Annotated in this window: 9 protein-coding genes and 1 riboswitch; of the genes, 8 read left to right on the forward strand and 1 reads right to left on the reverse strand. The window is 67.4% G+C overall.

The features are described from left to right. Positions 1-19 precede the first annotated feature (19 nt). Entirely contained in the window at positions 20-1,048 is a 1,029-nt protein-coding gene (locus EWH21_RS21125; RefSeq protein WP_277699262.1) for a PleD family two-component system response regulator, read from the forward strand. A 4-nt stretch (positions 1,049-1,052) separates the two neighbouring features. Here the strand turns inward: EWH21_RS21125 and EWH21_RS21130 are convergent, their stop codons facing one another. After that, positions 1,053-1,928 carry a DMT family transporter gene (locus EWH21_RS21130; protein WP_134675787.1) on the reverse strand — a complete coding sequence of 292 codons (876 nt, stop codon included), beginning with the start codon at positions 1,926-1,928 and terminating at the stop codon, positions 1,053-1,055. A gap of 188 nt (positions 1,929-2,116) precedes the next feature. On the opposite strand from EWH21_RS21130, the gene EWH21_RS21135 reads away from it, so the two are divergent. The 7 genes from EWH21_RS21135 to EWH21_RS21165 all read left to right on the forward strand — a co-directional run bounded on the left by EWH21_RS21135 (position 2,117) and on the right by EWH21_RS21165 (position 12,831). Further along, positions 2,117-2,887 carry a sulfite exporter TauE/SafE family protein gene (locus EWH21_RS21135; RefSeq protein ID WP_277699263.1) on the forward strand — a complete coding sequence of 257 codons (771 nt, stop codon included), beginning with the start codon at positions 2,117-2,119 and terminating at the stop codon, positions 2,885-2,887. Positions 2,888-3,075: 188 nt separating this feature from the next. Continuing rightward, positions 3,076-3,318: an exodeoxyribonuclease VII small subunit gene (locus EWH21_RS21140; protein ID WP_037055831.1), complete on the forward strand. Its 243-nt coding sequence runs from the start codon at positions 3,076-3,078 to the stop codon at positions 3,316-3,318. Then, entirely contained in the window at positions 3,315-4,202 is an 888-nt protein-coding gene (locus tag EWH21_RS21145) for a farnesyl diphosphate synthase (protein ID WP_277699264.1), read from the forward strand. Before EWH21_RS21140 ends, EWH21_RS21145 begins: the two co-directional genes overlap by 4 nt. A 141-nt stretch (positions 4,203-4,343) precedes the next feature. Next, complete coding sequence (locus tag EWH21_RS21150; RefSeq protein WP_277699265.1) at positions 4,344-7,616, forward strand: carboxyl transferase domain-containing protein; 3,273 nt, start codon at positions 4,344-4,346, stop codon at positions 7,614-7,616. Positions 7,617-7,622: 6 nt separating this feature from the next. Further along, positions 7,623-8,573, forward strand: a complete 951-nt coding sequence (locus tag EWH21_RS21155) for an alpha/beta hydrolase (protein WP_277699266.1) — start codon at positions 7,623-7,625, stop codon at positions 8,571-8,573. Between the two features lie 82 nt (positions 8,574-8,655). After that, positions 8,656-10,557, forward strand: a complete 1,902-nt coding sequence (gene dxs / locus EWH21_RS21160) for a 1-deoxy-D-xylulose-5-phosphate synthase (protein ID WP_037055825.1) — start codon at positions 8,656-8,658, stop codon at positions 10,555-10,557. A 121-nt stretch (positions 10,558-10,678) separates the two neighbouring features. Next, positions 10,679-10,882: riboswitch (cobalamin riboswitch) on the forward strand. Between the two features lie 83 nt (positions 10,883-10,965). Continuing rightward, a complete protein-coding gene (locus EWH21_RS21165; protein ID WP_277699267.1) occupies positions 10,966-12,831 on the forward strand; it encodes a TonB-dependent receptor in 1,866 nt (621 codons plus the stop codon). Positions 12,832-12,863 lie beyond the last annotated feature (32 nt).

Here is a 12,863-nt window from a genome sequence, read left to right on the forward strand (position 1 = left end):
CACCGGCGGAGACGCATTTATGCAAGGGCCTCAAGACAATCCGATTCACCATCATGGCCTGCCCGACTATTCGATGATGGTGCTGCTGGTCGATGACCAGGCCATGATCGGCGAGGCCGTGCGGCGTGCGTTGAGCGAAGAGAGCGATATCGACTTCCACTTCTGCTCCGACCCGCAGCAGGCCCTGAGCGTGGCTCAGCAGATCAGGCCGACGGTGATCCTGCAGGACCTGATCATGCCTGGCGTCGACGGCCTCGAACTGCTCTCCCAGTACCGTACCGCTCCGGGCCTGCGCGACGTGCCGATCATCGTCCTGTCGACCAAGGAAGACCCCAAGGTCAAGAGCGCCGCCTTCGCCGCTGGCGCCAACGATTACCTGGTCAAGTTGCCGGACGTCATCGAGCTGCTGGCGCGCATTCGCTATCACTCGCGCTCCTACCTGACCCTGCTGCAACGCGACGAAGCCTACCGCGCCCTGCGCGAGAGCCAGCAGCAGCTGCTCGACACCAACCTGGTGCTGCAACGCCTGATCAAGTCCGATGGCCTCACTGCCCTGGCCAACCGCCGCTACTTCGACGAGTACCTGGAGATCGAGTGGAGCCGCGCGCAGCGCGACCAGAGCGAGCTGTCGCTGCTGATGATCGACGTCGACTACTTCAAGGCCTACAACGACCAGCACGGCCACGTGGCCGGCGACGAAGTGCTGCGCCAGGTCGGCGAGACCCTGCGCAGCAGTTGCACCCGCGCCAGCGACCTGGCCGCGCGCTACGGTGGTGAGGAATTCGCCGTGATCATGCCAGGCACCGCCATGGGTGGCGCCCGTCTGCAGGCGGAGAAGATCCGCCGTGCCGTCGAGGCCCTGGGCATCCCCCACGACCTGCCCAAGGCCGGCTCGTCGATCAGCATCAGCATCGGCGTCGCCACCATTCGCCCCTCGGCGGAGCGCGCCCCGCTGAGCCTGGTGATCAAGGCGGACGAAGGCCTGTACCTGGCCAAGCACAGCGGTCGCAACCAGGTGGCGCAGGCGAGCGAAACGACTGAGCGCTGAGGCCTCAGCGGCGGCGGGTCTGCCAGGCCGCCGCCAGACCGCTCAGGCAGATGATCAGAATGCCGATCAGGGTCGTGCTGTCGGGCGTGTGACCGAACACCAGCATGCCCAGCAGGCCGGCAAAGATGATCTGCGCGTAGCCGAAAGGGGCCAGCAATGCAGGCGCCGCATGCCGGAACGCATGGGTCAGCAGCAGGTGCGCCCCCATGCCGAAACCGCCCAACGCCAGCATCATCAACCCATGGGTAAGACTAGGGACGTGCCAGAAAAACGGCACCAGCGCACTCATCACCAGGGTGTTGACCAGCCCGGCGAGAAAGTTGCTGGTGGTGGCGCTGTCCACCTCGCTCAGGCGCCGTGTCAGCAGCTGATAGAGGCTGAAACAGAAGGCAGCGCTGAACGGCAGCAGGACGGCGGGAGTGAACAGGTTGCCCCCCGGATGGACGATGACCAGCACGCCGACGAAGCCGACGCTGACCGCCAGCCACTGGCCCAGGCTGACGCGCTCACCGAGCAACGGCACCGACAGCGCGGTGACCAGCAACGGCGCCAGGAAGATCACCGACGTCGCTTCCGCCAGGGGGATGAACATCAGCCCCGAGGTGAACAGCAGGCTGACGCCCAGCAGGCACAGCGCCCGGAGCACCTGCAGGCCGGGGCGCTTGGTGCGCAGCACGCGCAGCCCCGACTGCGGCAGGAAGATGCCCGCCATCAGCAGCGTATGCACCAGATAGCGCGCCCAGACGATCAGAATGATCGGGTAGAACCCCGAGAGGTACTTGGACATGGCGTCGTGGCTGGCGAACATGAACGTCGCCACGACCATGAGCGCGATCCCCTTGAAGGGGTGATTGGCGCCGGATAGCGGAAGGGAGGTCATTGGATACTCGACGCGCGGCGCGCCGCAAATGATTAGCAAGGCAACTAACTATAGGCCTGATAAAGGTCCCCGGCCAGCACCGTCGAGCACCTGTCCGCCCCGGCGCCACTTTGCGAGCGGACCTTGGTCGTACTTGGCTGACCGTACGGTCAGCCCTATGCTGCACTCTTTTTGTGCGAGCCTGCCCGATGTCCCCGTTCGATCTGCTGCTGTTGGCCCTCGCCGGTTTCGCCGCCGGCGGCATGAACGCCCTGGCGGGCGGTGGTACGTTCTTCTCCTTCCCCGCACTGCTCGCCGCCGGGCTGCCGCCGGTGACCGCCAACGCGACCAACGCGGTGGCGCTGTGGCCCGCCAGCCTGGCCGGTGCCTGGGCCGCGCGTGCCTCGCTGCGCCCGCTGGGCCGCTACCTGCTGCCGTTGCTGGGCGCAGGCCTGGCCGGGGGCCTGCTCGGCGGCCTGTTGCTGCTGGCCGGCGGCGACGATGTATTCCGCGTGCTGATCCCCTGGCTGCTGCTGGCCGCCACCGCACTGTTCGCCGCCAGCCCCTGGCTGGGGCGCGCACTGGCGGCGCGGCGCAAGGAGGCCGAGCATCCGCCCCACACGCCGCTTTCGCTGGGGGCGCATATCGGCGTGTCGATCTATGGCGGCTACTTCGGTGCCGGCATGGGCATCCTGCAACTGGCGGCCTTCTCCATCGAGGGGCATCCGCTGGCCCGTGCCAATGCACTGAAGAATCTGATTTCGGCCGTGATCTACAGCGTCGCCACCCTGACCTTCGTCATCGCCGGCCGCGTCAGCTGGTACGAGCTGGTCATCCTGCTCACCGGCGCCACCCTGGGTGGCTACGCAGGCGGCGCACTGGGCGAGAAACTGCCGCCCGCGCTGCTGCGCAGCTTCGTGATCCTGGTGGGCAGCGGCATGACCCTCTATTACTTCTGGAGCACCTACCTCTCCGCGTAATGAAGCGACTCCTTTGTAGGAGCGGCTTCAGCCGCGATGGCCGGTGGGTGCCTGGACAGCATCGCGGACAGAACGGAATGCCGCCCAGCCGCTCCTACAAGCGCCTATCGATCAGCCCCGCTGATTTGCCCGAGAGGCGCGGCTCTGCTAGTGTCGCGCCCGTTCCAGAATCAGCGAGAACCCGCGCCATGGCCCGCAAGAAAGCCGCTCCCGACTTCGAACACTCCCTTGCCGAACTGCAGACGCTGGTCGAGCGCCTGGAGAGCGGCGAGCTGTCGCTGGAGGATTCGCTGACCGCGTTCGAGCAGGGCATTGGCCTGACCCGCGAATGCCAGGCTTCGCTGGCCCAGGCCGAGCAGAAGGTGCAGATCCTCCTCGAACGCGATGGTGAATTGCAGGCCGCGCCGTTCGACACGGACGAACAGGCATGATCGCGAGCTACCAGAAGCGCTGCCAGAGCCGCGTCGACGCGGCGCTGGATGAACTGTTCCAGGCCCCGCGCGACGAACTCGAACGCCTCTACCAGGCCATGCGCTACAGCGTCATGAACGGCGGCAAGCGCGTGCGCCCGCTGCTGGTCTACGCCGCCTGCGAAGCCCTGCAAGGCGATATCGAGCGAGCCGATGGCGCCGCCTGTGCGGTGGAGCTGATCCACGCCTATTCGCTGGTCCACGACGACCTGCCGGCCATGGACGATGACGACCTGCGTCGCGGCCAGCCGACCACCCACAAGGCCTTCGACGAGGCGACCGCCATCCTCGCTGGCGACGGCCTGCAGAGCCTGGCCTTCGAGGTCCTCGCCGACCGCCGCCGCAACCCGCAGGACCCCGAGGTACGCCTGCAGATGCTCAGTGCCCTGGGCGGTGCCGCCGGGCCATCCGGCATGGTCGGCGGCCAGGCCATCGACCTCGGTTCGGTCGGACAGAAACTCGACCGCGAGGCGCTGGAAACCATGCACCGGCACAAGACAGGCGCCCTGATCGAAGCCAGCGTGCTGCTGGGGGCCCTGTCCAGCGGCAAGGCCGACGACCTCAGCCTCAAGGCCCTGCTGCAATATGCCCGCGCCATCGGCCTGGCCTTCCAGGTGCAGGACGACATCCTCGACGTGGAGAGCGATACCGCCACCCTGGGCAAGACCCAGGGCAAGGACGAGGCCCACGACAAGCCCACCTACCCGGCCCTGCTCGGCCTCGACGCCGCCAAGGACTATGCCCTGGAGCTGCGCGACCAGGCGCTGCACGTGCTGCGCGCCTTCGGCAACAGCGCCGAACCGCTGCGCGAGCTGGCGCGCTACATCGTCGAGCGGCGCAGCTAGGCCGCTCTCGTGAAAGCGGCTGCCGCCGTGATCGCACCATCATTGTCATCTATGACCGCATGATCGCCGCATGAGGCTTGCTTTACCCCTGCGCCCAGCCTCCTAAGATGGCTCCATAACGACAAGACGTCTGGAGCCGCCATGCCCTTCCCCGCCCTGCTCATCGCCAACCGTGGCGAGATCGCCATCCGCATTGCCCAGGCCTGTGCCGATCTCGGCATCCGCTCGGTGGCGGTGTTCGCCGAGGACGACGCGGCCGGGCTGCATACGCGCAAGGCCGACCTCGCCGTGGCACTCGTGGGACGCGGGGTGGCCGCTTACCTGGACATGGACCAGCTGATCACCAGCGCCGTGGCGCACGGCTGCACGGCGATCCACCCCGGCTATGGTTTTCTCGCCGAGAATGCCGAGTTCGCCCGCCGCTGCCAGGCGGCAGGCCTGACCTTCATCGGCCCGACGGCGGAGACCCTGCAGCTGTTCGGCGACAAGGCGGCGGCCCGCGCGCTCGCCCAGCGCTGCGACGTGGCGCTGGTGCCCGGCCTCAACCACGCCGTCACCCTGGAGCAGGCCGAGGCCTTCTTGCGCGAGCACGGCAGCGTGATGCTCAAGGCCCTGGCCGGTGGCGGCGGGCGCGGCATGCGTGCGGTGGATGATCCGACACAGCTGGCCGACGCCTTCGCCCGCTGCGCATCGGAAGCCCTGGGCGCCTTCGGCAGCGGCGCGTTGTACGTGGAAAAACGCGTGTGCCGCGCCCGGCATATCGAGGTGCAGGTGCTCGGGGATGGCAGCGGCGCGGTCAGCCACCTGTGGGAGCGCGACTGCAGCCTGCAGCGGCGCCACCAGAAGCTGGTGGAAATCGCTCCCAGCCCGGACCTGGACGCCAGCATCCGCGACGCCATCATCGCCAGCGCCCTGCGCCTGGCTGCCGAAGTGCGCTACCAGGGCATCGGCACCTTCGAGTTCCTCCTCGACCTCGACCAGCCGGGACTCTTCTACTTCATGGAGGCCAACCCGCGCGTGCAGGTGGAGCACACCGTCACCGAGCAGGTCACCGGCATCGACCTGCTGCACAGCCAACTGCACCTGGCCGCCGGCGCAAGCCTGGCCGACCTGGGCCTGCTCACACCGCCGGCGACCAACGGCTATGCCGTTCAGGTGCGCCTGAATCTGGAGTCGCTGCATGCCGATGGCAGCGCACGCCCGGCTGCCGGCGTGCTCAGCGCCTACCAGCCGCCGTCCGGTCCCGGCCTGCGCATCGATGGCTGCGGCTATGCCGGCTATGCCGTGAGCCCGGCCTACGATTCGCTGGTGGCCAAGCTGATCGCCAGCGCCAGCGACTACCCAGGCGCCCTGCGCCGCGCCTATCGCGGGCTCTGCGAATTCCGCCTGGAGGGCGTGGCGAGCAACCTGCACCTGCTGCAGAACCTGCTGCAACACGACGAGGTACGCACCAACCAGGTCGACACCACCTATGTCGAACGTCATCTGGACACGCTGCTGGCAGCCCGCGAGCAGGCCCATCCGCATCGCTACTTCGCCGGCGTCCAGGCCGCCAGCGATACGCAACCGGAGGTCGATGCCCCGCCCGGCACCCTGGCGCTGCATGCATCCAGTGCCGGCGTGCTGGTCAGCCTCTCGGTGCGCGCCGGCGATGCCATCGCGGTGGGCCAGAACATCGCCGTGCTGGAGGCGATGAAGATGGAATTCGAGGTCAAGGCCGAGCACAGCGGCGTCGTCCGCGCACTGGCCGTGACAGAGGGCAGCGCGGTAAGCGAGGGCCAGGCGTTGCTGTTCGTCGAACCGGCCGAGGTCGATGGCGGCGCGCTGCACGGCGAGCAGGCCATCGACCTGGCTCACGTCCGCGCCGACCTGGCCGAAGTGCTCGAACGCCATGCCCGCCTGACCGACGCCCGCCGCCCCGAGGCCGTGGCCAAGCGCCGCAGGACTGGCCAGCGCACCGTGCGCGAGAACCTGGCGGACCTGCTCGACGCCGACAGCTTCATCGAATACGGCGCCATGGCCCTCGCCGCCCAGCGCCGCCGGCGTTCGCCCGAAGAGCTGCTGGAACTGAGCCCGGCCGACGGCCTGGTTGCCGGCATCGGCACCGTGGGCGCAGAACGCTTCGGCAGCGAGGCGGCGCGCTGCATGGCCATCGCCTACGACTACACCGTGTTCGCCGGCACCCAGGGGGTGATGAATCACAAGAAGACCGACCGCATGCTGGCGCTGGCCGAACAATGGCGCCTGCCCGTGGTGCTGTTCGCCGAAGGCGGCGGCGGCCGGCCGGGCGATACCGATTTCGTCGGCGTGGCCGGGCTGGACTGCCACACCTTCGTCGCCATGGCCAAGCTCTCCGGCCTGGTGCCGACGGTGGGGGTCGTGTCCGGGCGCTGCTTCGCCGGCAACGCCGCATTGCTCGGCTGCTGCGACGTGATCATCGCGACGCGCAATGCCAGCATCGGCATGGCCGGCCCGGCGATGATCGAAGGCGGCGGCCTGGGCAGTTGCAAACCCGAGCAGGTCGGCCCGAGCAGCGTGCAGGGTCCCAACGGGGTGATCGACGTGCTGGTGGAAGATGAAGCCGAGGCGGTCGCCGTGGCCAGGCAGTACCTGGGCTACTTCCAGGGAGCGCTGAGCGACTGGCACGCCAGCGACAACCGCGAACTGCGCCACGTGATCCCGGAGAACCGCCTGCGCGTGTACGACATGCGCCAGGTCATCCAACTACTCGCCGACCAGGACAGCGTGCTGGAACTGCGCCGCCAGTTCGCCCCCGGGCTGATCACCGCGCTGATCCGCATAGAGGGCAAGCCCTTCGGCCTGATCGCCAACAACCCCGCGCACCTGGGCGGCGCCATCGACGCCGTGGCCGGCGACAAGGCCGCGCGCTTCCTGCAGCTGTGCGAGGCGCATGACCTGCCCGTGGTATCGCTGTGCGACACCCCCGGTTTCATGGTCGGCCCGGAGGCGGAGAAGCAGGCCACGGTGCGCCATGTCTCGCGCCTGTTCGTCACCGCCGCCAGCCTCACGGTGCCTTTCTTCACCCTGGTGCTGCGCAAGGGCTACGGCCTCGGCGCCCAGGCCATGGCGGCCGGCAGCTTCCACTCGCCGCTGTTCACCGCCGCCTGGCCCAGTGCCGAGTTCGGCGCCATGGGCCTGGAGGGTGCCGTGCGCCTGGGTTTCGCCAAGGAGCTGGCCGCCCAGCCGGACGAGGCCGCCCGCCAGGCCCTGTTCGACAAGCTGGTGGCCAAGGCCTACGACAACGGCAAGGCCCTGAACATGGCCAGCTACCTGGAGATCGATGCCGTGATCGATCCGGCCGACAGCCGCGCCTGGCTGCTGCGTGGCCTCAATGCGGCGCCACGCCCCCCCCGGCGTGAGGGCAAGAAGCGTCCCTTCATCGACACCTGGTAAACACCCATGCACATCGAACATCGTCTGCTCGCCGTGAACGGCATCGAACTCAGCCTGTACAGCGCCGGTCCCGAGCACGGCCGGCCGGTGTGGCTGCTGCACGGTTTTCCCGAATGCTGGTACGCCTGGCACCCGCAGATCGAGGCGCTGGCCAGTGCCGGCTATCGCGTGTTCGCCCCGGAGATGCGCGGCTATGGCGCCAGCAGCGCGCCGAGCGATACCGCAGCCTACGACCTGCTTACCCTGTGCGGCGACATCCAGGCGGCCATGGACCTGCTCGGCCAGCGCGAGGTCGCGGTGGTCGGCCATGACTGGGGCGCGCCGGTGGCCTGGCATCTGGCCCTGCTCGAGCCGCAACGGGTCAGGGCCCTGGGCGCACTGTCGGTGCCCTTCGGCGGCCGGCCGAAACGCCCGGCCATCGAGATGATGCGCGAGGCCTACGCCGGACGCTTCCACTACATCCTCTACTTCCAGCAGCCGGGGCTGGCCGAGGCCGAACTGGACACGGACATCGGCCGCAGCCTGCGCCTGCTGCTCGGCGGCCTGGGCGATGCCCTGCTGGCAACGGACAAACCGACCGATGCGCGGCTGTTCGACGGCATGCCGGCCGACATCCCGCTGCCGCCCTGGTGCAGCGAGGCGACGTTCGCCCACTACCTGCGCACCTTCGAACGCCACGGCTTTCGCGGCGCGCTGAACTGGTACCGCAACTTCGAGCGCAACTGGCAACGCACCGAGCATCTGGCCGCACGTCAGGTGACGCAGCCAACGCTGTTCCTGCTCGGCGAGCACGACCCGGTCGGCCGTTTCGAGGCGCCTACGCTCAAGCGCATGGGCGACAAGGTGCCGCACCTGGAGCGCCACGACCTGCCGGGCGCCGGCCACTGGCTGCAGGCCGAGTGCGGCGAGCGGGTAAGCGAACTGCTGCTGGCGTTTCTCGCGCGGCACTACCGCTGACGGCGATCTGGTCAGCGGATTGGGCTGTTTTCCTGGCATCAGGTAAACTGCCGCATCTTTTACACCTATAACGATTCGCCTGATGCCGACCACTTTCCACGAGATCCCCCGCGAGCGCCCGCTGACGCCCTTGCTGGACAGCGCCAATACGCCGGACGAACTGCGTCGCCTGGCCGAAGCGGACCTGGAAACCCTCGCCGACGAGCTGCGCCAGTACCTGCTCTACAGCGTCGGCCAGAGTGGCGGTCACTTCGGTGCCGGCCTCGGCGTGATCGAACTGACCATCGCCCTGCACTACGTCTTCGATACGCCCGACGACCGCCTGGTGTGGGACGTCGGCCATCAGGCCTATCCGCACAAGATCCTCACCGGTCGCCGCGAGCGCATGGGCACGCTGCGCCAGCGTGACGGCCTGGCCGCCTTCCCGCGTCGCAGCGAGAGCGAGTACGACACCTTCGGCGTCGGCCACTCCAGCACCAGCATCAGTGCCGCCCTCGGCATGGCCATCGCCGCCCGCCTGAAGGGCGAGAAGCGCAAGAGCGTGGCGGTGATCGGCGATGGCGCCCTGACCGCCGGCATGGCCTTCGAAGCGCTCAACCATGCCACCGACGTCGGCGCCAACATGCTGGTGATCCTCAACGACAACGACATGTCGATCTCCAAGAACGTCGGCGGCCTGTCCAACTACCTGGCCAAGATCATCTCCAGCCGCACCTACGCCAGCATGCGCGAAGGCAGCAAGAAGATGCTCTCGCGCCTGCCCGGTGCCTGGGAAATCGCGCGCAAGGTCGAGGAGCATGCCAAGGGCATGCTGGTGCCCGGCACCCTGTTCGAGGAGCTGGGCTGGAACTACGTCGGCCCCATCGACGGCCACGACCTGCCGACCCTGCTGGCCACCCTGCGCAACATGCGCGACCTGGACGGCCCGCAGTTCCTCCACGTGGTGACCAAGAAGGGCAAGGGCTTCGCGCCGGCCGAGGCCGACCCGATCGGCTATCACGCCATCACCAAGCTGGAGCCGGTGACGCCGCCGGCCGCAGCGCTCTCCAGCCCGAAGCGGCCGAGCGGCCCGAAGTACTCCAACGTGTTCGGCCAGTGGCTGTGCGACATGGCCGAGGCCGATGAGCGCCTGGTCGGCATTACCCCGGCGATGAAGGAAGGCTCCGACCTGGTGGCCTTCAGCGAGCGTTTCCCCGAGCGCTACTTCGATGTCGCCATCGCCGAACAGCATGCCGTGACCCTGGCGGCCGGCATGGCCTGCGAGGGCGCCAAGCCGGTGGTGGCGATCTACTCCACCTTCCTCCAGCGCGCCTATGACCAGCTGATCCATGACGTGGCCGTGCAGCACCTCGACGTGCTGTTCGCCATCGACCGCGCCGGCCTGGTCGGCGAAGACGGCCCGACCCATGCCGGCAGCTTCGACCTGTCGTACCTGCGCTGCATCCCCGGCATGCTGGTGATGACGCCGAGCGACGAGAACGAGATGCGCCGCATGCTCACCACCGGCCACCTGTTCGACGGCCCGGCAGCCGTGCGCTACCCGCGTGGCACCGGCCCCAACGCCCCACTCGATGCGGGCCTCGAACCGCTGGAAATCGGCAAGGCCGTGGTCCGTCGCCAGGGCAAGCGCGTCGCCCTGCTGGCCTTCGGCGTGCAACTGGCCGAAGCCCTGCGGGTTGGCGAGACGCTGGACGCCAGCGTGGTCGACATGCGCTTCGTCAAACCGCTGGACGAGGCCCTGCTGCGTGAGCTGGCCGACAGCCATGAGCTGCTGGTGACCCTCGAGGAAAACGCCGTGATGGGCGGTGCCGGCAGCGCGGTCAGCGAATTCTTCGCCGCCGAGAACCGCCAGGTGTCGATGCTGCACCTCGGCCTGCCGGACTACTACGTCGAGCATGCCAAGCCCAGCCAGATGCTCGCCGAGTGCGGCCTGGACGATGCCGGCATCGAACGCGCGGTACGCGAACGCCTGAACCTGCTCTGAGCATGAGCCCCGCTCATCGCCGGATGAGCCGGGCTTGCTTGCCATGCCGCTGCGCGCGCACTAAGGTGCGCGCACTTCATGTTCCGCCAGGGTGCGCTGCGCAAGCGGCGTCAGCAAGCCGTTAAAAAACGCCAACGCAGGTAGTTTTCAACGGACTGCTGAACGGGAAGTCGGTGCGCTCTCCATGAGCAATCCCGACGCTGCCCCCGCAACGGTAATCGACTGCAAGCATCACGCTTGTCCCTATCCAACCGCCACTGGGAGCCCCCGGGAAGGCGGATAGGGGTCGAGAGCCCGGAGACCGGCCAAGGCGGATCGACTGGTGTTGCGGAGGGCAGCACGGTCAAGCGCCGCCCACGCGCTGGCTGCTGTCCTCCTCGAAAGTCTGCCGACCTTGAGGAAATCATCATGAGAGCGTCTCGCCTGGCCCTGGCCATTGCCGTCCTGCCTGGCCTGTCACTGGCCAGCGAACCCTACGTGGCCGAGCCCCTGGTCATCACCTCGGGCCGCATGCCCGAACCACAAGCCCAGGCCACGGCGGCCACCACCGTGTTCGAGCGTGACGATATCGAGCGTTTGCAGGTCAGCAGCGTTGCAGAGCTGCTGCAGCGCGTTCCCGGTCTTAGCGTCGTCCGCACTGGCGGTACTGGCAGCCAGATGGGCGTGTTTCTGCGCGGCACCAGCACCGCACAAACGCTGGTGCTGGTCGATGGCCAACGCATCGCCGCGGCATCCAGTGGTACCAGCAGCCTGGAGTTTCTCGCCCCCGAGCAGATCGAGCGTATCGAGGTCGTGCGTGGCGCCCGTTCGGCACTCTACGGCTCCGACGCCATCGGTGGGGTGATACAGATTTTCACCCGCAAGGGCGATGATCAGGGGCTCGCCCCTTACGTGCGCCTGGCAGCCGGCAGCGACAGTACCTACCAGCGCAGCCTTGGTCTTTCCGGGGGCGATGAGCGCACCCGCTTTCACCTGGGCGCTGCACTGGATGAGACGGCCGGTATCGACGCGACCCGCGACGGTTTCGGCGCCAATGGCGACGACGATGCCTACCGCAACCGCTCACTGAGCCTGAGTCTGTCGCACCGCATCGATGACAGCCTGCAGATCGGCTTCAACCTGCTCGACCAGCGTGGCCAGGTGGAGTACGACGATGTCTTCAGCGGCTCGCTGCCGACTACCGACTACCTGCTCAGCAGTGCTTCCGGCTTCATCGACGCACAGCTCAGCGATAGCTGGAGCAGTCGCCTAGAACTGGGCCACAGCGAAGACAAACGCGATAGCGGCAATGATCAACCGGGGGGCTCAGTCAGCCAGTTCAACACATACCGTGACGCCGCCAACTGGCTGAACACGCTGACACTCACCGAGAACCATCAGTTGCTGCTGGGCTTGGACTGGTACGAGGATCGAGCCCAGGGCACCACGGACTTCGTCGAGGATTCGCGCTGGAACCGCGCAGCCTTCATCCAGCATCGTTACAGCGGGGAAAACTTTTCCACCGAGATCGGCTTGCGCCATGACGACAACCAGCAGTTCGGCCACGAAAACACCTGGAATGCGGCACTGACTCTGCCGCTGGGCAACGCCAACGACCTGATTCTGTCGTATAGCGAAGGCTTCCGCGCGCCAACCTTCAATGACCTGTATTACCCGGACTTCTGCTTCGGCAGCATGTGTTTCCCCAGCGCTAACCCCGAGCTCACCCCGGAACGCTCCAGGAGCTACGAACTGCAATGGCGCAGCCGGTACAGCGACACAGGCTCGCTGCAGGCCTCCGTTTACCGAACCGAGATCGAAGATGCCATCGTTCTGGACGAGAACTTCATTCCGCAGAACGTTCAGACTGCCCGGATCAATGGCTTCGAGGCCGCAGTGCAGCAGGAACTGTTCGGCTGGCAAGGCAACCTGGCCCTGTCCCTGATCGACCCGCGCGATCGCGACAGCGGTCATACCCTGCAGCGTCGCGCCAAACGTACGCTGACGCTGGATATCGACCGCCGCTTCGGTGACGTGTCGATTGGCGCTGGCTGGCGTGCGCTCAGTGGTCGTTACGACGATGCCGAGAACCAGATCAGGATGAGCGGCTACGGCCTGCTCAGCCTGCGCGCAGCCTGGCAGGCCACCCAGGAACTGGGGCTGAGCCTGAAGCTGGATAACCTGCTGGACCGGGACTACGCAGAAGCCACGTACAGCACGCCCAACGGGCGTTTCGGCTACAACAGTGCCGGACGCACCGCACTGCTCGCCGTAACCTGGACGCCGCAGATCTGATGTCGATGCACAGCCCGCGTAGGGTGGGTTAG

The organism is Pseudomonas sp. REST10, assembly GCF_029542605.1.
GTDB classification, from domain to species: domain Bacteria; phylum Pseudomonadota; class Gammaproteobacteria; order Pseudomonadales; family Pseudomonadaceae; genus Aquipseudomonas; species Aquipseudomonas khazarica.

What these genes read in the sequence shown, in the direction of transcription:
- EWH21_RS21125 (WP_277699262.1), top strand. Translation starts at nt 20, where the DNA reads ATGCAAGGGCCTCAAGACAATCCGATTCACCATCATGGCCTGCCCGAC.
- EWH21_RS21130 (WP_134675787.1), bottom strand. Translation starts at nt 1,928, where the DNA reads ATGACCTCCCTTCCGCTATCCGGCGCCAATCACCCCTTCAAGGGGATC.
- EWH21_RS21135 (WP_277699263.1), top strand. Translation starts at nt 2,117, where the DNA reads ATGTCCCCGTTCGATCTGCTGCTGTTGGCCCTCGCCGGTTTCGCCGCC.
- EWH21_RS21140 (WP_037055831.1), top strand. Translation starts at nt 3,076, where the DNA reads ATGGCCCGCAAGAAAGCCGCTCCCGACTTCGAACACTCCCTTGCCGAA.
- EWH21_RS21145 (WP_277699264.1), top strand. Translation starts at nt 3,315, where the DNA reads ATGATCGCGAGCTACCAGAAGCGCTGCCAGAGCCGCGTCGACGCGGCG.
- EWH21_RS21150 (WP_277699265.1), top strand. Translation starts at nt 4,344, where the DNA reads ATGCCCTTCCCCGCCCTGCTCATCGCCAACCGTGGCGAGATCGCCATC.
- EWH21_RS21155 (WP_277699266.1), top strand. Translation starts at nt 7,623, where the DNA reads ATGCACATCGAACATCGTCTGCTCGCCGTGAACGGCATCGAACTCAGC.
- dxs (WP_037055825.1), top strand. Translation starts at nt 8,656, where the DNA reads ATGCCGACCACTTTCCACGAGATCCCCCGCGAGCGCCCGCTGACGCCC.
- EWH21_RS21165 (WP_277699267.1), top strand. Translation starts at nt 10,966, where the DNA reads ATGAGAGCGTCTCGCCTGGCCCTGGCCATTGCCGTCCTGCCTGGCCTG.